Consider the following 20,738-nt stretch of genomic DNA (forward strand, 5'->3'; position numbering starts at 1 on the left):
GTCGTGTTGGACCGCAGTTCGAACGGAAGGAGGGGCAGTGCGAAAGAACTCCGCACACCAGGTCGAGGGGCTGGTCCGTGGAAGCGTCGCCGCAATCCTCAACGTCACCGGAGAGACCTGGACAGAGCTTGGAGCCGCGGTAGGCCTGACGACCGACACGGTCAGCAGGCGGCAGAAGGGCACAAGCGCCTGGACAGTCGCTGACCTCGGCCGCCTCGCCGACCACTGGCGAATCGCCCCATCCAGCTTGCTCACTGGCCCGACTGAGGCGCTGGCCAGGCTGAATCGGGAGCGTGTAGAGACGATCCGCTCCACCAAGGGTCTCCCCGCACGAAACGGCGTTCTCGTCGCTTAAAAGCCAGCAGCCCGGGACATGAACGCCCCGGGCCACCGCCTCCCACTCGCTACGGTCTCGCCAGACACCGAGTGGGGCCCTACCAAGAGCTGTGAGGCACGCCGCCCGGTTCCAGCCGAGCAGCCCCACGCGCCGCTGTCTACTCTACAAAGATCCGTCAAGGGTGCAGTAGAGCAATCGACAGTCCGCGCGGGTGGTCATCGCCACACAGCGGACAAGGAACCTACGTTGCACCGCATGAACCACCCCACCGCCACCTTGGCAGGGGCTCAATGAAGGGGATGACGTCCGGGGAATTCGCCGCGACGACGGTCCAGACCGCCTGGGAACCACCCGAGGAAGTCGTCGTCTCCCACCGTCTCGCACACGCTCCTGGTCTACAGCCGGAGGACTACGGCGTCCTGATCCGCCTGCTGCTCCGTGACCCGAACCAGCCGTCGAGCATGGAAGCCCTGTCTAAGGAGTTCCAGGCGACTGGTTGGAAGATGGGTGACAGTCGCCTGCGCGGCGTCATGGGACGGCTGAAGAAGGCCGGCCACGTCCGTCACGACCAAGTGGGCTACGACCCGAAGAGCAAGCGTCCGCGCTGGGCGTTCATGGTCTACCGGAATCCCGCCAACAACCCTGATCACGCCCGCACCATCGGTGGCGCATCTCCGCAGGTCAGGCCGACTAGTGGATTTCCAACGGATGCCTCGGTTCGTTCGATTACTCCTCCGTGGCTTTCCAACGGATGTGCAGGTCAGAGCGACACTGCGGAATCCAACGGATCGAACGGACATCCGTTGGATTCCGCTCCGTCGGATTCCAACGGATGTGCAGGTCAGAGCGACACTGCGGATTCCAACGGATGGGTAGGCCACCCCCCACACCCCCCGGAGGGGGTGGTAACCCCCTCCCCCTACCCCCTCGTGTCCCAGGTACCCCAGCAGGCGCCTGCGGCGCAGGAGGCGGAGGCGGGTGTCGACTCCGTCGACGGGAAGTCGTCGGCTGAGGTAATCGCGGACGCGTATGAGTTCTTGCAGGACCTTCCGCGTCCCTGGAGCGCGGGCCGTCCTACCGCTCGTAAGCTCGCGCCGCTGCTTGCTGAGGCGATCGAGGCTCAGGGATGGACGCTTGACGAGGAGCTCATCGAGTTGCTGACGGATGAGAGCGGTCCGTCGATCCGCAGCTATCCGTCGGTGCTCTCGACGCGGATCAAGGATCTGCCTCGATACCGGACGAAGAAGCGCGTGCGTGGAGTACCGGGTCAGAGGCACGAGGGACCTGCTGGTCTTCCCGCCACGGACTGCAAGACCTGCTACGGGTCTGGCTGGACCGACAACGTGGGCGAGCGGTGTCCCTGCACCAAGGTCTCCGTCGCCAGCTGACCACCGACAAACGCGAGCGGCGGCCGATTCCCGCTAAGAACCCGGCCGCCGCGTCGTTGCTCAACCCAGATAGGAAGAGAGCAAGCCCATGATCTCACCCGCCGTTGCCGCTGACGACAAGGCGTCCGTACCCGACACCTTCCGGAGCGCCAGCCCGCTCGAACGGGAACTTCCGCACGATGTGGAGGCCGAGCAGTGCGTGCTGGGCGCCATGATCGTCTCGAAGGACGCCATCGTCGAGGTCATCGCGATCCTCAAAGGCCACGAGTTCTTCCGCCCTACCCACGAAACTGTCTTCCGAGCCATCTACGACCTTTACGGCAAGGGCATCACGATCGACCCGATCGTCCTCGGCCGAGAGCTCGCAAGCCGGGGAGAGATCACCAAGATCGGCGGGGCTCCGTACCTCCACATCCTCGTTCAGTCGGTGCCCACGGCCGCCAACGGGTGGCACTACGCCGAGATCGTCAAGGAGAAGTTCGAGAGTAGGCGACTGGTCTCCGAGGGCATGCGCCTCATGCAGATGGGTTACTCCGAGACCGTAACCACGGGGGAGGCCGTCGCAGCGACCACGGCCTCGCTCCAGAGCCTGATCAGCGGCGCGCCTGAGGCCGCGAAGCTCTCCGTCTCGGACCGCTGGGAGAGCTTCATCGATCAGCTCGAAGCCGGAGCCGACCCGAAGGCCCTCTCGACCCCGTGGCCCGACCTGGACGAATTCGTCACGGTCTCCGGCCCGATGCTCATCACTGTCGGCGCCACCACCGGCGGCGGCAAGACGCTCCTGATGCTCAACTGGGGTGCTCACGTGGCCCTGCGCCTCGGCAAGCCTGTCCTGGTGGCGAGCATGGAGATGGGCGGCAACGAGATCCTGGCCCGGCTCACTTCCTCCGAGGCCCTGATCCCGATGGACCGGCTGAACAAGCGCCAGCTCGAAGAAGGCGACTGGCTGAAGCTGGCCAATGTCTCCGACCGCATGGAGAACGCGAAGAACTTCGTTCTGGACGACACGGCGGGCCTGACCCTTTCCCGACTGCGGGCCCGTATCCGCACCATGTGGGCACAGGGCAACGGACCGGCTCTCATCCTCGTGGACTACCTCCAGCTCCTCACACCGGACACCCCCAGCTCTGTGCGGGCGCAGGAAGTCGCCGCGCTGTCCCGGGGCCTGAAGGTGATCGCGATGGAGTTCGATACGCCGGTCGTGGCCCTGTCCCAGTTCAACCGCGGCGCCGTCGGCCGCCGCCCGCTGCTCTCGGACTTCAAGGAGAGCAGCGCGATCGAGCAGGACTCCAACGTCGTGCTCCTGCTCCACGAAGAGCGTGACGAGAACGACCAGCCGGTGAAGCCGGGCGAGGTGGACCTCATCATCGCCAAGAACAGGCAGGGAATGTCCGGCCGGGTTTTGCCCATGTCCGTGAGGAAGCACTACATGCGCATCGACAGCTGGGCTGCCGACGCCAGCTGAGGAGTTCGGTCCCGGCCGTGGCTGTGGCCATGGCCGGGACCATCCAGCAGATCCCACACCTGCGAAGAAGGAGATCGTCGTGATCACCACCGACAGCGTGCGTACGCGATTCATCGGCGAGGACCTGGCCCAGCGCATCGCCGACCACTGGAACCCCGTCTACCCCGTGATGCGCCGCACTCTGGACACCGTCATCAAGGCACAGCGCGCCGCCGAGCGTCCGACCGTGGACGTGGCGAAACTCGAACTGGTCCGCCGCGCGCTCGGACAGCTCGACCGCGGCACCTTCAAGGGCTGCACCCGCAGCCCCGGGTACTTCAGCGTCTATCACGCACTCCGTCACGTCGACGAAGTCTTGAAGGTGACTTACTCGGGTGACCCGGACAAGGGAGCCATTTACCGGCTCGCCGGAGTGCTCGCGGACACCAACGCGCACACCGACGCCGCAGCCAGCACGTACTTCGCGACCGAGCGTCAGACAGACATTCCCAGGCAGACGGTCGACCGCAGCCATGCCGACAAGGCAGACTCGGGGCAGACGGAAAGGGGCGGGCGATGACCGCGCAACCGATACACGAGCACAAGCCCGAGCGTGTGCCGCGCAATGCGGACGGGATCGCGGCCGCTCTGTCCGGCGCGCAGCGGATGGAGTTCTACCGCGAACTCCTAGCTGCCGCTCCGGAGCAGGCCAAGGGTGTGCTTCTGCGCTGGTGGGGCGAGGCGATGCTCGACACCGATCCGGAAGCCGACGCGCGGGCCGACGCGGTGCTGGCCGGCACGGTGCCCACCGTCTCGCTGGACGACCTTCTTGCGCGGCGCCGGGCGGCAGGATTGCCCGTTGACTGATCCGTACGACGAAGGTCTGCCCTGCGTGCTGTCCGAGAACGTCTCCCAGCTGATGATGGACCCGTCGCTGCCGCCCGATGTCTTCGGCGCGATCGTGGCCGCGATGGTCACTATCGGCGAGTTGGGCGGCCTCGTGCCGGGGAGCACCGCGTCACCGCGGCGACCGCAGCAGCGCCGCCTCGCACTCGGTGCTGAGGGCGAACTCGGGATCGCCGAGTACGTGATCAGCCGCGACGAGGACCCGCCGCAGATCGTCATCACGCACGTCCTGGTTTTCTGAACACCCGTTGGGCCCGGCCTTCGCGCCAGGCCCTTTGCCGTCACGCGACGGTGCACGCGGTCACCCTGCCGGGGCCGTGCCCGCCGGTCGGCGGGCCAGGTTGATCAAGACCTGGGCCGCCGACCGAGAGCGGCCGGACAGGAGACTTCGATGGACCTCACCGTCGCCCGCGCTGCGGCCGGCCTTGTCACGCTCTTTGCGGTGTTCGGACTCGCCGCCCCGGCAGGGGCCGCACCGACTGGCGCGTCGTACGAACTGCGCCTGGTGGCCGGGAACGCGGAGGATGCCGGAGTGGCCGATCTCGTGGTCGGCCCGCAGGCGGCCGGCGGCTGGGAGGTACGCGGCACCCTCACGAAGGCGACCCGGGTGCCCGGGTGCCTGCACCTGGAAGCGGGGGACGACGGCGACACGGGCCGGACCGCCGAGACGCTGGCCGTGTGGTGCGGGCCGGCCGGGACGGCGGGCGAGGTGTCCGCGCGGACAGCGCGCCCCTTCGTGTACTTGGTGTGGCGCGGCGGGGACGGCCTTCCGGCGGCCTGGTCGAGCCGACGGCTGCACCAGTAGGCCGTCCGGGTGACATGGAGGGTTCGGCATAGCCCTGCTGTCATCTACTGCCGTAATGTTTTCCATGTCGGGGGGTGGTCGGTACCCACCCCTCCGGCAGAAGACGACCCGTCAGCATCAAGGAGACGCCATGGCCTTCACCGGCGAAGACACCCCCGTCACCGCCTCACTCGACCTCATCGCCGAACATGCCGCGAGCATCTGGAGCGACTGCCCGACGGAGGGCACCCACCTCCTCTTCCAGATCGACGAGGCAGGCGGGGCCGCCAGCCTCCGCATGGTCCGCCGCGTTGGGCGTGGATACGTCCTCGCGGAGCACGGGCCCGACTTCGACCTGGAGGACTGGGTCAACACCCCCTGGCTGCCGTGGGACGAACTTGACGAAGAGCTGGAGAAGCTCGTCGGGCAGGAGACGCGACCCCCGGCACTCGCCCGCGAGTCGGGGGGCTGGTGGAGGCTGGCCCTCACGCCCCTCGGCGACCAGGCGGAGCAGGACGTCGAGCACGACTACGAGGCGCACACGGTGGTCGAGAACCCTGACACGGGGGCCCGCGACGCCGCGCGCGGCAAGAAGATCCTCCTTGACCACCTGGCTGCCGTCCGCCACGGCCGCCGGATTGAGGACGTCCTCGCCGAGCACGACGGCCACGACCTCGCGGTCGGCGAGGGCGACGGCAGGCAGGTCCGCGTTCCCGACGAGGACACCGATCCGGCGGACTACGCCGACTCCCTGGTCGAGTGCCTCACCTGCCAGACGGACCCGTCCGCGCAATGGGAGCGAGGCGGTAATCCCCTCGCTGTCGGAGGCCCGCTCCTGCGCGTAGGCCACGTAGTGGAGGCGGTCGTTGCCCTCCTCCACTACGCCGACGGATGGCACCACGCCTCCGACGTCCTGGAGCGGGCGCTGCTGCTCCTGGCGGAGCGGCAGCGGGACGTGAGCTTCGGAGTCCCGGAGCCGACGCCGATGGAGGACGTGGACCTGCGCGCCCTCGACACCGTCGCCGGAGCGGTCGCGGCCCACTACGCGGCGGCCGCCGCCCGATTCCACCTGACTGACTGGCAGATCGCCGACATGGCGGAGGACCGCTTCCGGAGCCAGGTCGAAGGGGCGCGCTTCGCCGCCATCCGGGCATGGCGCACCACGGCGGAGGACGTCGCGGTCAAGGCGGCGTGAGCACGGCACAGACACGAAGCGGCGCCCCGGGAGAAGGCCCGGGGCGCCGCTTCGTGTTCATGTGCGGTCCGGGCCGACGCGGTGTCCGTCCAGAAAGTGTCGGGGGCCAGCGGTCCGACTCCGCGAGGAGACGGCGGTACCCACTGGCCCCCACCCGTCAGCATCTCCACGAAGGGAGCGCGACATGTCCGGCAGTCTATCCACAGCACCCTTGCCCACAGGCCGTACGCGGCCCTGTACGAGCCACAGGAGCACCGAGTGATCCCGCGCGGCCGACCCGCCCTGACCGAAGCCGACATCGCCGCCGAGAAGGAGATGAACCTCAAGACCTGGCAGCGCAACGAAGGCGAGTCCCTGCGCGCCCGAGTCCCGCTGGTCAACGAAGGCGGGCGCCTTCGTCTCTACGACGAAGAACAGGTTCGCGCCTACCTCTCCGGCTCCACGTGGCCTCCCGGGCAGCGGGACCAGGACGTGGCCGCCGGTGCGGACGACGCGGGCGCGTGGCCTCCGGCCGTACCGGCGGGGGAGGAGCACCCGGGCGACCTTCTCACCGACCAAGAGGCCGCGATCGTGCTGAAGGCGAAGGCCTCCACCGTCCGCGACTACGGCACGAGCGGATACCTCCCGGTCGTCGAGCGGCACGGCCGCACCTGGTACCGCCGGGCCGACCTCGAAGCCCGACTCGAAGCGGGCGACCAGCGCCACCATCCCGAGCTCACCGGAGCCGGCCGCCCGCAGGGCGCGAAAGACCGGGCTCCCCGGCGCCGCCCCGATGCCCGCGTTGCCGAGATCGCCGCCGCGCTCGCCCTCGCCGCCGGGGCCAGGGCACCCGAGCCCACACCGGGGGAGATCGGCGAGAAGTACGGCGTCGGCGAACGCACCGCCCAGCGGCTGCTCCTCGCAGCCCGCGAGCAGGAGACCGGCGAGGCCTGAGCCGGGGGCACCGTCCTTGCCGCCCCCTGACTCACCAGGGGGTGGCAAGGACGGCGGACCGCTATTGGCGCCGGGCGAGGTACCTCTCGGGCGCGCCCCCGAACGCGTAGATCAAATGCGACACACCGGGCTAAATTATCCCAGAATGTCCATTATTGCCGTAATGTTTTTCTTGTCGGAAGGCGGTCGGTACCCGCCCCGGCACCCGTCAGTCAAACCATCGGAAGGACCCCGTCATGGACCGCAACACGCACGACAACCCCACCGTCCCCGGCCAGCGCAAGGCCTCGGAGCCCACCACCGGGAAGAAGATCCCCAAGCAGCACGACCGCCGCGCCCAGTAGGCCGGAACCACGCAAGTGCGGGCCACCTCCGACCGGGGGTGGCCCGCACTTCGCGTGCTGGGCTCCGATCGGCCCAGCACGAGCGGCAGGGAGCGCGCTGACTGCGCAGGGTGGGCGCATGGAGTTCCCCGTGGCTGTCGCCCTGGCCCAGGCCGTATCCCGGCTCCCGTCCGGGGACGGCTGGTGGTACGAGCCGAAATTCGACGGCCACCGTACGGTCGTCCGACGCACCGCCGACTCCGTCGTCCTGTACGCGAGGTCGGGACGGGTCGTGACTTCGGTCTGGATGGACCTGGCCCTGGCCGCCCAGCAAGAGCTGCGGCCGGGGACGGTCCTGGACGGAGAGGTGGTCATCTGGCGGGAGGGCGCGGTCGACTTCTCCGCCGTCCAGTCGCGTGCGGCCTCGACGCCAGTGCGCGCGCGGGAGCTTGCCGCGGCGCTGCCAGCCTCGTACGCCGCGTTCGACTTGATCGCCCACCCCGAAGTCGGGGACGTACGCCGCCGCCCGTATGTCGAGCGGCGCCGACTGATGCTCGAACTCCTCGAAGACGTAGGTCCCCCGGTCCAGCCGGTCCCGGCGACGGACGACCGGGGGACAGCCCTGGTCTGGTATGAGGCGCTGCAGGATCAGGGCATTGAGGGCCTGGTCGCCAAACGCGGGACCTCCCTGTACCTGGGGAACCAGCGTGTATGGGAGAAGATCCGGCACACGGAAACGGTCGATGCTGACGTCGTCGGCTTCACCGGTACCGCAACGCACCCCCGCCACCTGGTTGTCCGGCTGCCTGGTGGTCAGGTAGCCCGCTCCCAGCAGTTGACCGCGCCCCTCGCCGCGCAGGTGGCCCTCTACCTGCGGGCCGCCGGCGAGGGCGCCGTGGCCCGCACCCCGGACGGCGAGCCCTACCAGAAGGCGGACGAGGGCCTGGTGGTCGAAGTCCTGGCGGGGACCACGAGGCACGCGGTGGTCACCGTCATGCGCGTCCACGGGTAACACGGTGGTGCGGTTGGGGTCAGTCTGGGAGTTAGTCGGTGTCGGTGTCGGTGTCGGTGTCGCTTGGGTGGATGCCGGTGAGCTCCCATTCCAGCATCCGCATCCGCTCGACCCTCCGGCGTGCGACGGAGACCATTCCTGCGTCGAACTCGTGGTCGGGGCCGATGTCGGTAGCGGCGAAGTAGGCGTCGATCCAGGCCTCGTCGCCTGTCGTGGCGAAGTGGCGGCAGGCGAGTGCGTGTTTGATTCGAGCGGTGCTGATGTCGGGGAGGTGGGCGATCAGGGCCAGGGCGGCCTCGTTGTGGTCGAGGTGCGCCGGGGCGTAGGTCAGGTAGAGGGTGCCGAGGTCGTGTTCGTACGGGCGGTGGGTCATGCCTGCTCAACCGTTCGTCGCGCTGCAGGGCAGATCCGCTGTCTGGGTGATGCTCAGACTGGCCGACTGCGACGGAGCAGGCCTCGGGGAGGTCCCAGGCGCGGTTGTGACGCTTCGGTCCGGGGGTGTTCCGGGCTGTGCGATGCTGCCGGGCAAGGACAGAGCGTGATCGGGAGGACACCGTGGCGGATGTTGCTACGAGCGGGGGGCGGCTCCCCTCGGAGGCGGTGCCGTCAGGCCTGCCGCTGATCGCCTCGATCTGCGGGACGGCGTGCGCGGCGGCGGCCATCGTGGTCACTGTGAAGGGCCGCTTCTTCTTCGAGCATCCGGTTCTTGGTGGTGTATTCACCTGGGCGGTCGCTGGAGGAGTCGGCTTCGCCGCCGCGTGGTTCTTCGGGCGATGGCGGGGACTGCACCGTCGTCCGCTGACCCGGGGCCCGATCGTGGTCGCCCTCGTGCTGGCGGTCACCGGGGTCTGGTGCGTGCAGACGGCCGCCTCGCACGTCTACATGTCGCCGTGGGCCCGCTACGTCGCCGAGCTGGCCGGCCCGGGGCAGTGCCTGGCCGAGACGCCGTACGGAACGAAGTCGGCTTCCGTGGTCAGCATGGCCGCGAAGGGCGACCACCGGATGGAGGTCTGGCCCGGTGGCCCGCTGCCCAAGGGCCGTACGTACCCCGTGCTCAGGCTGAGCAACGCCGTCCTCGGAGGCACGCACCCGCTCGCCCCGGCGAACGAGGAGTCGAGGATCCTCCTCAGCTCCTACGGTTGCTGACCGAAGACGCAGACGGAGAACCCCTTCGAGTGCTGGCGGCCGATCGGCAGCCGGAGGACCCTGGGGTGGTGGTAAGGAAGTCCGTTCCGCGGTGCTCCCAGTGCGGGCGCCCCCTCCCCGAGGGATGCAGGAAGTCACGCCGGTTCTGCTCGGCGAGCTGCCGCACCAGGTGCTGGCGGCAGCGCAGGGCCCGCACCGCGGCGCTCGACGCCGGCGGTGAGGCGTTGCGTGCCCTGCTCGAAGGTCGCCGTCATCCCTGGCCCCGGTTCACTTGCCCGCAGTGCGGATCGACTTGGTACTCCAGCGACACACCCTTTGGTCGGCGGAAGCGGTCGGACAGCCGGTACTGCTCGCCGCGGTGCCGAACAAGGGCGTGGCGGCAGCGGCAGTCGCGTTCAGGAGACGTCACCGAGTGACGCCTCCCGGTGACGCTAGCTGTGTGGATGACACGCTCCTGAGCCCCGACAAGAGCCCCACCGATGCGGGCTGACCCGACGGGCTCAGCCGCGCGCGGCAGCGGCCCGCTCCCCATCAGCCACGGCCGGGCGGCGCGCTCGCCTCACGCTGAGACGGGATGACGGCGGGGGTACGGTCCGCGCCCACGATGCGCGTGGACCGGGGATGGGCACGCCTGCCACGCACCGCGCCTCCGCCGCCGCTGGCTGCATTTCATGGGCCCGGACTGCCCGCAGACGGCCGCGGTGGTGGCCACGCATGCCATGTGACGGATGCCGGTCTGAACCTCAGCTGGTCGGCGAGCAGTACCCGCCCCGGGTGAACTGGCAAGGTCAGGCGTTGACGGGAGTCTGCGTGGGAATCTCCGTTCCTGAGTCGCGCGTAGCGGCACCGGCGGCCTTGCCGTCGGTCTTGGACCGCCGGGTGCGGGGCCGCGGTGTCGGCTCGGTGGCACCGATTTCGGTCAGCTCGGCAGGGGACCAGCCTGCTGCCGCCGCCAGGGCGTAGGCCTTCCCGTACGGGATTTCCGTCTCCTTGAACTCGCTCTGCAAGCGGATCCGGGTGGCGAGGAGTTCCGCGAGCGGGGCCACGGCGGCCTGCTTCGCAGCCAGCTTCGCGGCCTGGAGGTCTTGGGCCTTCTTGAGGATCTCGTGTGCATCCATGCCCTGCATCATGCCCACCTTGCAGATGCAGGCCGTCCAGCGACGCCGTGCGTGCTTCTGTCCGGGCCCGGTTTCGTCAGGCCCGTGTGGCGCCGCGGTAGTCGCTGGCCGGCATGGCGGAGTCGAGGGCCACCACCTCGACCTGGCGGCCTGTACGCGGTGCGTGCAGGACCCGGCCGCCGCCCGCGTAGAGGCCGACGTGGTAGATGTGCCCGTCCCGGTGGGCCCAGAAGAGCAGGTCGCCCGGACGGAGTTCACCGCGGGCGACGGGCCGGTGGGCGGTGGCCTCGTACTGGGCGGCGGCGGTGCGCGGGAGCTGGGTGTGGGGCCAGTAGGCGTACTGGACCAGGCTGCTGCAGTCGAACCCGACGGTGGTGGAAGCTGCGCACCGTCCGCGCACAAAGCCGTTGCCGTCGTCGCAGAAGCCCCGGCCGGGTCCGGCCGGGCCGCCGCCGCCGTAGGCGTAGGGGGTGCCGATCCGGGCGGCGGCCCGGCGCAGTGCCTGTGAGCCGGCCCCGCTGCCGCCCACGTTCAGCAGGGGCGCTCCCTCGTAGTCCTTCATCATCTTCATGATGTTGATGACGTAGTGGTAGGTCTGGCCGTCGGAGAAGGACTCCGGGGGGACGCCGCCGTAGTGCAGGACGGCGCCCCAGCCGGCGTTGTAGCCGGCGAGGGCCAGGCGGCGGACGTCGTCTTTGAGGCCGGAGGCCTTGGCGTCGCCGAGCAGGGAGCACATGTAGCGGCCCTGGGCGGTCACCGCGTCGCCGACGTCGAACGGGTCGGCGCGCCCGTTGCCGTCGGCGTCGTTGCGGTACGTCGCCCAGGTCCCGTCGACGAACTGCGCCGGACCGCGCGCGCTGGCGTACGAGACCGTCTTGCGGGAGGTGCTGAACCCGCTCTCCTGCTGGAGCTGAGCGGCCATCAGGGCAGGCGTCAGCTCGGGGTGCTCGCATTCGGCGACGGCCCTGAGGATCCAAGGCTCGAACTCCGGTGGTACGCCGCGCAGGCTGCTCGCGGCGGTCGCGGAGTCGGCTCCCATACCGGTGATCAGTCCTGCGATCAAGAGCAGGACGATTACGGGGAGTGTCAACACCGCCAGAACGGCACCGGATACAGCCTTCACGAGTCCCCCTTTCGACTGACCCGGTCACCCGCGGGCCACTTCGCACAACATTGCGAAGTGCCTGATCAGCGGACTGTCCGTTGACCCCGTGTCAGCTCTGCTGATCAACGCAGCTACTCTCCGTAGCTTATTGACTGCACATTGCAACCCTGCAACGGGTGACGAAGGGGGGAGGTTGCGTGTGGCGACCGATCTTGTGAATCCGGAGACCGAGCTGCCCGGACCCGGAAGGAGCGAGCGCTACGCCCTCTTCGGCGCGCACGCCTGCTCGCTGGCGATGGCCGTCGTCCCGTACCTGCTCGCCGACGGAAAACCGGGCATCGCCCACTACCCCGCCCGGGGGGAGCCGCTGCCCATGGGGGTGCGGCCGGTGGTTGTGGCCGACACCACCGTGTACGGCGCGGCCTGCGTCGAGCGCATGATCCGCGCCTGGCCCGCAGACATGCCCAGGCCCTGGCTGGTCCTGACCGCTGAGGCGCCGATCCCGTCGCCACCCGCCGCCCGCTTCCGGATCCGCGCCCTGGGCGCCCGGCTCGCCGGGACCGCAACCCTCCCCTACCTGCCCGTGCTGCGGACGGTCGAGGACCCCGCCGAGGCCCTGGAGCACAAACCGGTGCAGGCCGCCGCCGCACGACTGCGCCGCAACCTAGAAGGGAACTGACCGATGCACGCCGCCCCGCCCCCGGTTCTGCCCGGTGCCAAGCCCACCCCGATTCCCGGCATGGCGCCCATCGTGAGCGAGCTTTTCGGATACGGCCTCTACATCCTGGTGATCGCCGGTGCCTGTGCGGTCGGCTACGGCGTTCTCAAGCTCGCCTCGGCCGACAAGTCGAGGAGCGGTGGCGGAGGCTCCGAGCCCTTCAAGTGGATGGGCGGGGGTGTCCTCGCGATCATGATCTCCAGTGTGCTGATCAGCATTCTCAACGGGATCGCGGCCTGATGGCGCGCGACGGCCGCCTGACCCGCTACATGATGCCCACCGCGTTAGGCCTCCTCCTCACGGTCGTGGGCCTGACGGGCTACTCGATGCTGTCCGGCAGCGGCTCCGAACCGGATTCCGCGAAGCCCGGCAGCGCGGCGACCTCGCCGTCCTCGCCCGTGCCGACGTACGAACCGCCACGGGACTGGACTGACCCCGAGCGCTGGGCCACCCTTCCCCGCGGCGCCCGCTCCGACGCCCGGGGCAAGGACGTCGGTTTCCCGCAGACCCTCGACGGCGCGCTGGGCATGCTCGTCACCTCGAACAGCACGCTCGTCGACCCCGGCAACAGCAACAAGGCCGAGCAGCTGGCCCTGTACGAGAGCTACTTCAGCGCGGCCGACCGCAGCACCCGTCTTCGCGACGGGCTGGAGCTGGCCGGCGGCGAGAGCGACGCCCGCCTCCGAACGGACTGGGGCCTGCCCGCAGGGAGCGAACTGCCCCAGGGCTCCTACGTCCGCGCGCACGTCATCGGCTACAAGGTGATCGCGCACTCGCCCACGGAGGTCAGTGCCTGGCTGCTGTCCCGGGTAACGACGAAGCCGGGCGAGACCAAGGCCGAACGCGGCTCCTACACGCGGAGCCTGGCCGCCGTGCGCTGGGAGCAGGGCGACTGGAAGCTTTCCGTCGCCGCCTTCGAGCAGGCGAGCCGGGCCGCCCAGGAGCAGGAGGAGCCCGCGATCGTGGCCCCCGGGGACCCGGCGTTCAGCCCGGCGGGCTGGACCGCGATCCGGGAGGCCTCGTGAAACGGCTCGTCGCGATCCTGCTGGCGGCCGTCGCGATCCTGGCCCTGGCGCTCGTTCCGCAGGCCGCCGCCGATGACCCGAAGCCCAAGAAGGACGGCGCGGTCAGCCAGGGTGTTGATGTGGGATGCCGGGTCGTCACCGGCTCCAGCGCCCTCGGTACCGCGGCCCGCCTCGTCGGCACGGTTGTCGCGGGCCGCGATGCCTGCGACGTGGTCGGCGACAAGGTCGAGGAGAAGGTCGAGGAGTACTGGCAAAGCGTCTGGGACTCCGTCATCGGCGACGTCCTCCGATCCGCCGTAGACGTCGTGAAGTGGCTACTGCGCACCGTGTTCACCATGGCCCTGCTGGGCCCCAGCCTGAAACTGGAGGACACCGGCCTCTTCGAAGCCGATGCGAAGTTCAGCGGCATGCTGGTCTGGCTGGGCTGGGTGATCGCCGCCTTCGGCACCATGTGGAGCATCGGCAAGGCCGCGCTGTCGGGCAAGGCGCAGGACTGGGGGCGGGTCCTCATCGGCTACGCCCAGAACGCCCTGCTGAGCGGGGTCGGGCTGACCGTCGTCGTGATGCTGCTCAAGCTCAGCGATGCGTTGACGAACGGGGTCGTCAACGCCACGTTCAAGGACAAGACGTTCGACCGGCTCGTCGAGGTACTGATGCCGGCGGCCGTCCTCAATCCCGTGATGGTGCTCGGCATCGTCCAGGTCCTCCTGCTCGTGGGCATCGTGCAGCTGGTGCTGACCTTTCTGCGCGAGTCCGCGATCCCGATTCAGTGCCTGCTTCTGCCGATCGCGGGAGCCGGCCTGATGGGCGGGGAGTCGACGCGCAGCTGGACGCCGAAGCTGGTGACGTCCATCTGCACCGTCATCGCCTACAAGCCGATCGTGGCCGTGATCATCTGTGCAGGGTTCTCCGAGGTGGGCCGCGCCCACTCCCTGGTGGAGTGGCTGAGAGGCGTGGCCACCCTGTGTCTGGCCGTGATCGCACCCGGGCCGCTGACCAAGCTGTTCGCACCTCTGGGGGCCGAGATCGGTGCGGGCCTCAACGGTGGCGGCGCCCTCGGAGCCGCCGCCAACGTGGCCGGCTCCTACTTTGGCGGCAAGGGCGGCGGTGACGACCCCGACCCCAGTGGGGGAGGCGGCGGAGGAGGTGACGGCGGCGGGACGGATGCCGTCTCGCAGTCCCAGTACGTGGAGAAGTCCATGGGACCTCAGAGTCAGGGCGATCCCGGAGAGGCGGGGCAGGACGCCCTCGCCCAGTCATCACGCAACGCGCAGGTGCCCGCGCAAGGCGGGCCCGAGGGAGCAGTCGGCGGCGGGACTGAGGCCGCGACCGGCCTGGCCGCCACCGGCACGGCGGCGGCTGCCACCGGCGGAGCCACCTTGGCACTCCAGGTCCTCGACGGCGTCAACGACGCCGTGCAGGGAGCCGCATCGACCATGGGAGACGGGGGCAGCACCACATGACCACCACCGAGACACCGACCGGACTGAGGGTCGAAGGCTTTCGCACACGCCGCTCCCACGGTGCGGGCAACCTGACGAAGAACGCCACGATGCTCGGAGCGACGATTCTCGCCTTCGACGGAGTGATCGCCACCCGGGCACCGGCGAGCTTGTGGGTGACCCTGCCCGTCACCTTCATCGGACTCGGGCTCACCGCGGCCCGCAGGCACGGGATGTCCGCGCTCGCCTACTACTGGGCCAAGCTGGCGTGGAAGCTCGCCGCCCGTGCGGAGGCCACGAACTACCGTAAGGTGCTGCTCGAACTCCCCTACTCGCTCGACCTGCCCGGGGTAGCCGCCTCCACCACCCTGATCCAAGCCCAAGACCCGACCACCGGCCGCGAGGTCGGAGTCGTTCACAACCGCCGCAGCGGCTACATGTCCATCTGCACTCTTTTGGCCCCCGGCGGCAGCCTCATGGCGCCTACCGCCGCCGTCCGTTCGAACCTGCGGAACTGGGGCTCCGTGCTCGACGCCATGTCCACCGACGAGCAGATCAAAGGCGCGTCGGTCACCATCCAGATCACCCCCGGCGCCGGAGAGGCCCTCGGCGACGACATCGCAGCCCGCCGTGACCCGAACGCCCCCGCCGTCGCCCAGGCCCTCATCGACGAACTCGTCAGAACAGCACCGCGCGCCACAGCGTCCGTAGCCCCGTGGATGAGCGTCATCGTCGACCCCAACGCCACCGCGACCCCACCGGCCGACCTCGCCGAACAGGTCGCCGAAACCCTGCGGGTCGTCGACTCCCTGGACCTGTCCGGCACCGGCACCGACATCATCCGCAGAGCCACCGCCACGGACCTGCGCCGCCTGGTCCGCTCCGCCTACGACCCCTCCTCCTTCTTCGCACGCGACGAAGAGTTCGCCGAGCTGTCCTGGGGCGAATGCGGGCCCATGGCCGCCGACGACGGGCCCGAGGTGTACGCCCACGACGGCGCGCTGTCCGTCTCCTGGGTCCTGCGGGAAATGCCCAAGCGCCCCATCCCCTACAGCACCCTTCTTCCCCTCCTCTCCCCGGGAAAGTTTCAGCGCCGCGTCACGCTCGCCTACCGCGTCCTGGACCCCCACGAAGGCGAAGCCGTGCTGGAGCGGGAGATCAGCAACGCGCACCAGGCCGCCGAGACCACCGCCCAGGTCAAAGGCCGCGCCCGCTGGTCGCAGAAGGCCGACTACGCCAAGGCGGAGAAAGCCGCGGCCCAAGCCGCGTCCGGCGCCCAGGTCGTCGACTGGACCCTGATGGCCACCGTTACCGCCCGTACCGTCGCCGACCTGCCCGCCGCACGGCAAGAGCTGGACCGGGCCGTGAAGGCCACCCGTGCCCTGCGGATGCGCCCGGCCTTCAGCGCCCAGGGCGCGGTCTTCGCCGCCGGCCTCCCCGTCGGCTATCACCCCCTGGTCAAGTGAGGCGAGCATGGCCAAGCCCGTCAAAGTCCTGACCCCCCGCCAGATCACCGCCGCGCCCATCGACCCCGCGCAGCGCCGTGCAGATGCGGCGGAACAACAACGACTTCGACGCCTGCACGCTCCACGGCTCGGCTGGGGCGGCCGGTTCGCAGGTCGCGCCCCGGTAGAGGACACCGGCACCGTCTACACCGGCCCCTCCACGCAGGCGGCCGGCATCTACCCGTTCCTCCTCGGCGCCGGGCTCCCCGCCCGCGGGGTCCCGCTCGGACGGGACATGCTCACCGGAGAGCTGGTCTGCATCGACCCCGCCGACTGGGTCGGCAGACTCACCACCAACCCCAACGTCTGGGCCATGAGCCAGCCGGGCGCGGGAAAGTCCGCGCTGGTCAAGCGCATGCTCATGGTCTACTCGGCGCTCGGGTTCATGCCGGTCATCCCCGGCGACGTCAAGGGCGAGTACACCCAGCTCGTCCAGCAGCTCGGCGGCAGCGTCGTATGCATCGGCGACGGATCCGGCCGACTCAACCCCCTCGACTCCGGCCCCCTCAAGCACACCGTCCGCTCCCTGCCGACGGCGCGACGCGACCTCCTCCTCGACGTCCTCACCGCACGCCGACTCGAAACGCTCGGCGCCCTGCTCTCCACCAAGCACGGCCTCGGCCGGGCCGCCGACGAGATCCAGCGCTCCGCCCTCACCTGCGCCGTACAACTCGCCGCCGACGCCTGCCCCGGCGAGGACCCGATCGTCCCCGACGTCATCACGGTCCTGCGCCAGGCCCCCGAAGCCCTGCGCAACCGCCTCGCCGCGCACGACGCCACCTACCAGGACCTCACCCGCTCCGTCATCGCCGGCCTGGACAACCTCTGTGGCGGCCCGTTGAAGGGCTTGTTCGACGGGCCGACCACCGTCGACCTCGACCTCAACTCCTCCGCCGTGTCGGTCGACATCTCCGCGCTACGCTCCCGGGGCTCGGACACACTGTCCGCAGGCATGATCGCCACCTGGGCCTACACCTACTCCAGCATCGACTCCGCCCGGTCCACCGGACTCATGCAGCGCCGCCTGGTCGTCGGCATGGACGAGATGTGGAGGGCCCTGCGCGCCGGCCCCGGCCTCGTCGACTCCATGGACTCCATCGGCCGCCTCGCCCGGGGCGACGGCGACGTCATCATCTACGTCACCCACTCCATCCAGGACGTCGAATCCCTGCCCACAGAAGAGGACCGGGCCAAAGCGCGCGGCCTGATGGACCGCTGCGACACCTGGGTCATCGGCGCCAGCACCGACGAAGAGCTCGCCCGCGTCACCGGCAAACGCCAGCTCACCGAACAGGAGCGGGCCATCATCAGCTCCTGGTCCTCCGCCACCAGCACCGGCCTGGACGCCGGAGACACCGTGCACCCTGGCCGCGGCAAGTACCTCCTGAAGATCGGCAGCCGCCCCGGCATCGCAGTCGCGATGGAGCTGACCGCCACCGAATCCCGGCTCTACCACACCGACTACAAGAAGAGGCCCGCGCGCTGATGATGACGGACTCCGACCGCAACTGGGTCGCCGGAGCATGCCTCGTAGGGGGCGTGGTCACCCTCTCCGCCGCGACATGGACCGGCGCCGCCCTCGGCACGCTCGCCACCATCGAGCCCGTCGGCCCCGACCTCACCCCGTACACCGTGCTGCTCATGGCACGTGACTGGTCGTCCGTCTGGGCACCCTCGCCGGTCGCAGCCGGCATCGGCGCGTTCCTCTTCGACCTGGTCGTCGTCGCCGCACTCGTGTGGGGGGTCAAGCTCGCGCTGCGCTGGTTCTACCACCCGCGCGACATGGCCACCCTCCACCAGGTCCGCGAACTCGCCCCCATGCAGGCCGCCTACACCGCAACCCGCCTGCGCGCCTCCCTCAAGGGCATCCCGCCGAAGGAGATCGCCCCAGCGGACCGGGGCGTCCTGCTCGGCAACCACATGCCCAGCGGCGTCGAGCTGCGCGGCTCCGACGAGGACACCTTCGTCGCGATCATGGCCCCGCGCGCAGGCAAGTCCACCGCGCTGGCCATCCCCGTAGCCGAAGAGGCGCCCGCCGCCCTGCTGATGACCTCCAACAAATCCGATACGTATGCCGCCACCCTCGCCTCACGGGGCCGAGTAGGCGAGATCTGGGCCCTGGACACCCAAGGCGTCGCCCGTATCGACCGCGCCATGTGGTGGGACATGCTCGCCGAAGCCGAGACCCCCGAGCGCGCCGAACGCCTCGCGTCCCACTTCATCGCCCAGATCAGCAGCGAAGGCGCCGACCCGTTCTGGAGCCAATCCGCCAACGACCTCCTGGTCGGCCTGTTCCGTGCCGCGTACCACGACGGCGCCAGCATCAAGGACGTCCTGTCCTGGGTCGCCAATCCGGCCGAGAAGGCACCCCTGCGGATCCTCTACCGGCACGAGCCCGTGCTCGCCGAGCAGGTCGACGCCAGCATCAACATCGCCGAAGAGACCCAGAGCGGAATTTTCCAGAACGCCCGCACCGCGCTGTCCGGCCTGCGCGACGAGCAGGTCCTCGCGTGGGTGACCCCCGACAAGACGCGCCCCCGGTTCGACCCGGAGGAGTTCGCGCTCTCCAAGGACACCCTCTACCTGCTGTCGAAGAAGGGCGGCCCCGCCTCCTCCGTCGTCGCAGCCCTCGCCGACGCGGTGTTCACCGCGGCCGCCGAAGCCGGAGAGCGCCACGGCGGCCGGCTCCCTGAGCCGATGCGCGCCGTGCTCGACGAGGCCGCGAACATCTGCAAAATCGCGGACTTGCCCGACTTGTTCAGCCACCTCGGCTCCCGGGGTATCAACCCGTACGTCATCCTCCAGAGCTATCGCCAGGGCGTGAAGGCCTGGGGCGAGGTCGGCATGGACGCCATGTGGTCCGCCGCCACCAAGAAGGTCATCGGCGCCGGAGTGGACGACCCGAAGTTCGTCGCCGACATCGCCACCCTCGTCGGTCAGCACACCGTCCACCGCGGGTCGTACTCCAAGAGCCGCGACGGCGGTTCCACCTCCGTCGGGGAGCAGCGCGAGCAGATCCTCGAACCCGCCGAGATCCGCGCCATGCCCAAGGGCAGCGCTCTCCTCCTGGCTACGGGCATGCCGATCGCGCAGATCCAGCTCCGCCCCTGGTACCAGGAGGAATCCATGAAGCACATCGGCTCGGCGAAGGACGCGGAGGAAGCCTTCATCACCAAGAGGGCGGTCGCCGCGTACGAAGAGCAGAAGGCCGGCCGCCGTGCCTGAGACCCCAGACACCCTCCCGGGCACCCTGACTGAGGACATCGAAGACCTTAAAGCCCAGGTGAGGTCACTGGCGGCGCAGTTGAAGGGGATCGCCGTCGCTCCCGCCGAAGCGTCCGAGACAGCCCCTTCACCAGGGGAGGAGGGCGACGCCGAGATCGAGGAAGACGGCTGGGAGTTCCCGCCCTTCATTCTCCTCTTGGACCAGCCCGAGTACGACGAAGAACTCCGGGCCCTGGCCGAGTGGGTCGAAGGCGTACTCGTGCCCGGCTACCTCGCCGAACCCTCCGCCGACACCCGCTGGTGCCACCTGTGGACCGAGCATCCGGTTGCCATCGCCCGACTCCATGCCCTCTGGCTGGCCTGGCAGGAACTGACTGACCCCGCCACTTGCGGGTACAGCGGGCCCAGTACCTGGCACCGAGACCACTACGACCCCTGCCTGCGAGAGCTGCGCGAACCCGGCGGTCCCTTCGCCGGCTGCACTAAGGGCGAACACCAGGTTGCACACCGTCAGCCGACCCTCGTGCCCAGCGCGTGGAGCTATGAGTAGACGTTTCGGCGGCTCCGGGCGGATTCCGGAGCCGACCGTCAGCTGGATGTCAGTTGGGGACGCTCAGCCGCATGCACACGTGAGGCGTCAGGTTCTTGGTCACCCACCCCTTGGTGCCCGCCTTGAGGCCGGTCTCCGAGTCCTGGTCGAGCGAGACCTGGTACAGGCCGCCCTGCTCCTTGAGGACGTGGACGCTGTCGTTGGGCGTGAGAAGGCCGATCGCACCCTGCCGGGTGTTCGGGCCCGGCCGCAGCTTCAAGTTCGTCGACGGGTGGTACCCGCACGAGTTCCACTCCGCCACGGCCATCGTCCTGGCTGCGGGCGCAGCAGCAGCGGGCAGGGACACGATGGCGAGTGAAGCGAGAGCCAACATGGAGACAGGGAGAATTCGTTTCATGAAACAGACAAACCCTGATCGACCGTCAATGTTACGGCGGGTGAACGCATTTCACCCTGACGTGTTGAACTGGGGTCGAGCTATTTCAAGGGGCGGTCAATTCCGAATAGGTGGAGAATTCCCGCACTTGGAGGCTTTGGCGGATATTCCAACGGCGGCGCGCATGACCACGGAGGTGGAGTCGC

Annotated in this window: 24 protein-coding genes; 20 read left to right on the plus strand and 4 right to left on the minus strand. The window is 69.4% G+C overall.

Annotation, left to right across the window (positions count from 1 at the left end; all coding sequences use genetic code 11):
- The first annotated feature begins 37 nt into the window (after positions 1-37).
- The 10 genes from ABZY44_RS17700 to ABZY44_RS17745 all read left to right on the plus strand — a co-directional run bounded on the left by ABZY44_RS17700 (position 38) and on the right by ABZY44_RS17745 (position 8,322).
- Positions 38-355: a helix-turn-helix domain-containing protein gene (locus tag ABZY44_RS17700; protein WP_356654714.1), complete on the plus strand. Its 318-nt coding sequence runs from the start codon at positions 38-40 to the stop codon at positions 353-355.
- Positions 356-636: 281 nt separating this feature from the next.
- Entirely contained in the window at positions 637-1,725 is a 1,089-nt protein-coding gene (locus tag ABZY44_RS17705) for a hypothetical protein (RefSeq protein WP_356654716.1), read from the plus strand.
- 88 nt (positions 1,726-1,813) lie between these two features.
- The gene (locus tag ABZY44_RS17710; protein ID WP_356654718.1) at positions 1,814-3,190 is read left to right on the plus strand and encodes a replicative DNA helicase; all 1,377 of its coding nucleotides are present in this window, start codon (positions 1,814-1,816) and stop codon (positions 3,188-3,190) included.
- Between the two features lie 79 nt (positions 3,191-3,269).
- Positions 3,270-3,749 carry a hypothetical protein gene (locus ABZY44_RS17715; RefSeq protein ID WP_356654720.1) on the plus strand — a complete coding sequence of 160 codons (480 nt, stop codon included), beginning with the start codon at positions 3,270-3,272 and terminating at the stop codon, positions 3,747-3,749.
- A complete protein-coding gene (locus tag ABZY44_RS17720) occupies positions 3,746-4,036 on the plus strand; it encodes a hypothetical protein (protein WP_356654722.1) in 291 nt (96 codons plus the stop codon). The genes ABZY44_RS17715 and ABZY44_RS17720 overlap by 4 nt, the downstream gene beginning before the upstream one ends.
- On the plus strand, positions 4,029-4,316 hold the full coding sequence (locus ABZY44_RS17725; protein WP_356654724.1) for a hypothetical protein: 288 nt from the start codon (positions 4,029-4,031) through the stop codon (positions 4,314-4,316). Before ABZY44_RS17720 ends, ABZY44_RS17725 begins: the two co-directional genes overlap by 8 nt.
- A gap of 150 nt (positions 4,317-4,466) precedes the next feature.
- On the plus strand, positions 4,467-4,880 hold the full coding sequence (locus ABZY44_RS17730; RefSeq protein WP_356654726.1) for a hypothetical protein: 414 nt from the start codon (positions 4,467-4,469) through the stop codon (positions 4,878-4,880).
- 130 nt (positions 4,881-5,010) lie between these two features.
- Entirely contained in the window at positions 5,011-6,054 is a 1,044-nt protein-coding gene (locus ABZY44_RS17735; protein ID WP_356654728.1) for a hypothetical protein, read from the plus strand.
- 258 nt (positions 6,055-6,312) lie between these two features.
- Positions 6,313-6,987 carry a helix-turn-helix domain-containing protein gene (locus tag ABZY44_RS17740; RefSeq protein ID WP_356654730.1) on the plus strand — a complete coding sequence of 225 codons (675 nt, stop codon included), beginning with the start codon at positions 6,313-6,315 and terminating at the stop codon, positions 6,985-6,987.
- Between the two features lie 462 nt (positions 6,988-7,449).
- On the plus strand, positions 7,450-8,322 hold the full coding sequence (locus ABZY44_RS17745) for a hypothetical protein (protein ID WP_356654732.1): 873 nt from the start codon (positions 7,450-7,452) through the stop codon (positions 8,320-8,322).
- Positions 8,323-8,353: 31 nt separating this feature from the next.
- Here ABZY44_RS17745 and ABZY44_RS17750 read toward each other — a convergent pair whose 3' ends face one another.
- On the minus strand, positions 8,354-8,695 hold the full coding sequence (locus tag ABZY44_RS17750; protein WP_356654734.1) for a hypothetical protein: 342 nt from the start codon (positions 8,693-8,695) through the stop codon (positions 8,354-8,356).
- Positions 8,696-8,877: 182 nt separating this feature from the next.
- On the opposite strand from ABZY44_RS17750, the gene ABZY44_RS17755 reads away from it, so the two are divergent.
- Positions 8,878-9,468, plus strand: coding sequence for a hypothetical protein (locus ABZY44_RS17755; RefSeq protein WP_356654736.1), 591 nt, complete (start codon positions 8,878-8,880; stop codon positions 9,466-9,468).
- A 788-nt stretch (positions 9,469-10,256) separates the two neighbouring features.
- Here ABZY44_RS17755 and ABZY44_RS17760 read toward each other — a convergent pair.
- Together ABZY44_RS17760 and ABZY44_RS17765 are read right to left on the minus strand one after the other, a co-directional pair.
- A complete protein-coding gene (locus ABZY44_RS17760; RefSeq protein WP_356654738.1) occupies positions 10,257-10,586 on the minus strand; it encodes a hypothetical protein in 330 nt (109 codons plus the stop codon).
- Between the two features lie 76 nt (positions 10,587-10,662).
- The gene (locus ABZY44_RS17765; RefSeq protein ID WP_356654740.1) at positions 10,663-11,649 is read right to left on the minus strand and encodes an NlpC/P60 family protein; all 987 of its coding nucleotides are present in this window, start codon (positions 11,647-11,649) and stop codon (positions 10,663-10,665) included.
- Between the two features lie 241 nt (positions 11,650-11,890).
- Here ABZY44_RS17765 and ABZY44_RS17770 point away from each other — a divergent pair, with 241 nt between their 5' ends.
- The 8 genes from ABZY44_RS17770 (at position 11,891) to ABZY44_RS17805 (ending at position 20,156) form a co-directional block, all read left to right on the plus strand.
- A complete protein-coding gene (locus tag ABZY44_RS17770; protein ID WP_356654742.1) occupies positions 11,891-12,370 on the plus strand; it encodes a hypothetical protein in 480 nt (159 codons plus the stop codon).
- A gap of 72 nt (positions 12,371-12,442) precedes the next feature.
- Positions 12,443-12,649 (plus strand): hypothetical protein, encoded by a 207-nt coding sequence (locus ABZY44_RS17775; RefSeq protein ID WP_356654744.1) that lies wholly within the window; start codon positions 12,443-12,445, stop codon positions 12,647-12,649.
- A complete protein-coding gene (locus tag ABZY44_RS17780; protein ID WP_356654746.1) occupies positions 12,649-13,434 on the plus strand; it encodes a hypothetical protein in 786 nt (261 codons plus the stop codon). The genes ABZY44_RS17775 and ABZY44_RS17780 overlap by 1 nt, the downstream gene beginning before the upstream one ends.
- On the plus strand, positions 13,431-14,897 hold the full coding sequence (locus tag ABZY44_RS17785; RefSeq protein WP_356654748.1) for a hypothetical protein: 1,467 nt from the start codon (positions 13,431-13,433) through the stop codon (positions 14,895-14,897). Before ABZY44_RS17780 ends, ABZY44_RS17785 begins: the two co-directional genes overlap by 4 nt.
- Positions 14,894-16,342, plus strand: a complete 1,449-nt coding sequence (locus tag ABZY44_RS17790) for an SCO6880 family protein (RefSeq protein WP_356654750.1) — start codon at positions 14,894-14,896, stop codon at positions 16,340-16,342. The genes ABZY44_RS17785 and ABZY44_RS17790 overlap by 4 nt, the downstream gene beginning before the upstream one ends.
- A gap of 7 nt (positions 16,343-16,349) precedes the next feature.
- On the plus strand, positions 16,350-17,867 hold the full coding sequence (locus ABZY44_RS17795; RefSeq protein WP_356654752.1) for an ATP-binding protein: 1,518 nt from the start codon (positions 16,350-16,352) through the stop codon (positions 17,865-17,867).
- Positions 17,867-19,606: a TraM recognition domain-containing protein gene (locus ABZY44_RS17800; RefSeq protein ID WP_356654754.1), complete on the plus strand. Its 1,740-nt coding sequence runs from the start codon at positions 17,867-17,869 to the stop codon at positions 19,604-19,606. The genes ABZY44_RS17795 and ABZY44_RS17800 overlap by 1 nt, the downstream gene beginning before the upstream one ends.
- Positions 19,599-20,156 (plus strand): DUF4913 domain-containing protein, encoded by a 558-nt coding sequence (locus ABZY44_RS17805; RefSeq protein ID WP_356654756.1) that lies wholly within the window; start codon positions 19,599-19,601, stop codon positions 20,154-20,156. Before ABZY44_RS17800 ends, ABZY44_RS17805 begins: the two co-directional genes overlap by 8 nt.
- 49 nt (positions 20,157-20,205) lie before the next feature.
- On the opposite strand, the gene ABZY44_RS17810 is transcribed toward ABZY44_RS17805, so the two are convergent.
- Positions 20,206-20,529, minus strand: a complete 324-nt coding sequence (locus tag ABZY44_RS17810; RefSeq protein WP_356654758.1) for an SH3 domain-containing protein — start codon at positions 20,527-20,529, stop codon at positions 20,206-20,208.
- Between the two features lie 22 nt (positions 20,530-20,551).
- Between ABZY44_RS17810 and ABZY44_RS17815 the strand changes: the two genes are divergently transcribed.
- Positions 20,552-20,738, plus strand: a 187-nt coding sequence (locus ABZY44_RS17815) for a hypothetical protein (protein WP_356654759.1), incomplete at its 3' end; no start/stop codon positions are given.

This window comes from Streptomyces sp. NPDC006544, from assembly GCF_040611715.1.
In the GTDB taxonomy this organism is placed as follows: domain Bacteria; phylum Actinomycetota; class Actinomycetes; order Streptomycetales; family Streptomycetaceae; genus Streptomyces.

What these genes read in the sequence shown, in the direction of transcription:
- ABZY44_RS17705 (WP_356654716.1), top strand. Translation starts at nt 637, where the DNA reads ATGACGTCCGGGGAATTCGCCGCGACGACGGTCCAGACCGCCTGGGAA.
- ABZY44_RS17710 (WP_356654718.1), top strand. Translation starts at nt 1,814, where the DNA reads ATGATCTCACCCGCCGTTGCCGCTGACGACAAGGCGTCCGTACCCGAC.
- ABZY44_RS17720 (WP_356654722.1), top strand. Translation starts at nt 3,746, where the DNA reads ATGACCGCGCAACCGATACACGAGCACAAGCCCGAGCGTGTGCCGCGC.
- ABZY44_RS17730 (WP_356654726.1), top strand. Translation starts at nt 4,467, where the DNA reads ATGGACCTCACCGTCGCCCGCGCTGCGGCCGGCCTTGTCACGCTCTTT.
- ABZY44_RS17735 (WP_356654728.1), top strand. Translation starts at nt 5,011, where the DNA reads ATGGCCTTCACCGGCGAAGACACCCCCGTCACCGCCTCACTCGACCTC.
- ABZY44_RS17745 (WP_356654732.1), top strand. Translation starts at nt 7,450, where the DNA reads ATGGAGTTCCCCGTGGCTGTCGCCCTGGCCCAGGCCGTATCCCGGCTC.
- ABZY44_RS17750 (WP_356654734.1), bottom strand. Translation starts at nt 8,695, where the DNA reads ATGACCCACCGCCCGTACGAACACGACCTCGGCACCCTCTACCTGACC.
- ABZY44_RS17760 (WP_356654738.1), bottom strand. Translation starts at nt 10,586, where the DNA reads ATGGATGCACACGAGATCCTCAAGAAGGCCCAAGACCTCCAGGCCGCG.
- ABZY44_RS17780 (WP_356654746.1), top strand. Translation starts at nt 12,649, where the DNA reads ATGGCGCGCGACGGCCGCCTGACCCGCTACATGATGCCCACCGCGTTA.
- ABZY44_RS17790 (WP_356654750.1), top strand. Translation starts at nt 14,894, where the DNA reads ATGACCACCACCGAGACACCGACCGGACTGAGGGTCGAAGGCTTTCGC.
- ABZY44_RS17795 (WP_356654752.1), top strand. Translation starts at nt 16,350, where the DNA reads ATGGCCAAGCCCGTCAAAGTCCTGACCCCCCGCCAGATCACCGCCGCG.
- ABZY44_RS17800 (WP_356654754.1), top strand. Translation starts at nt 17,867, where the DNA reads ATGATGACGGACTCCGACCGCAACTGGGTCGCCGGAGCATGCCTCGTA.
- ABZY44_RS17810 (WP_356654758.1), bottom strand. Translation starts at nt 20,529, where the DNA reads ATGTTGGCTCTCGCTTCACTCGCCATCGTGTCCCTGCCCGCTGCTGCT.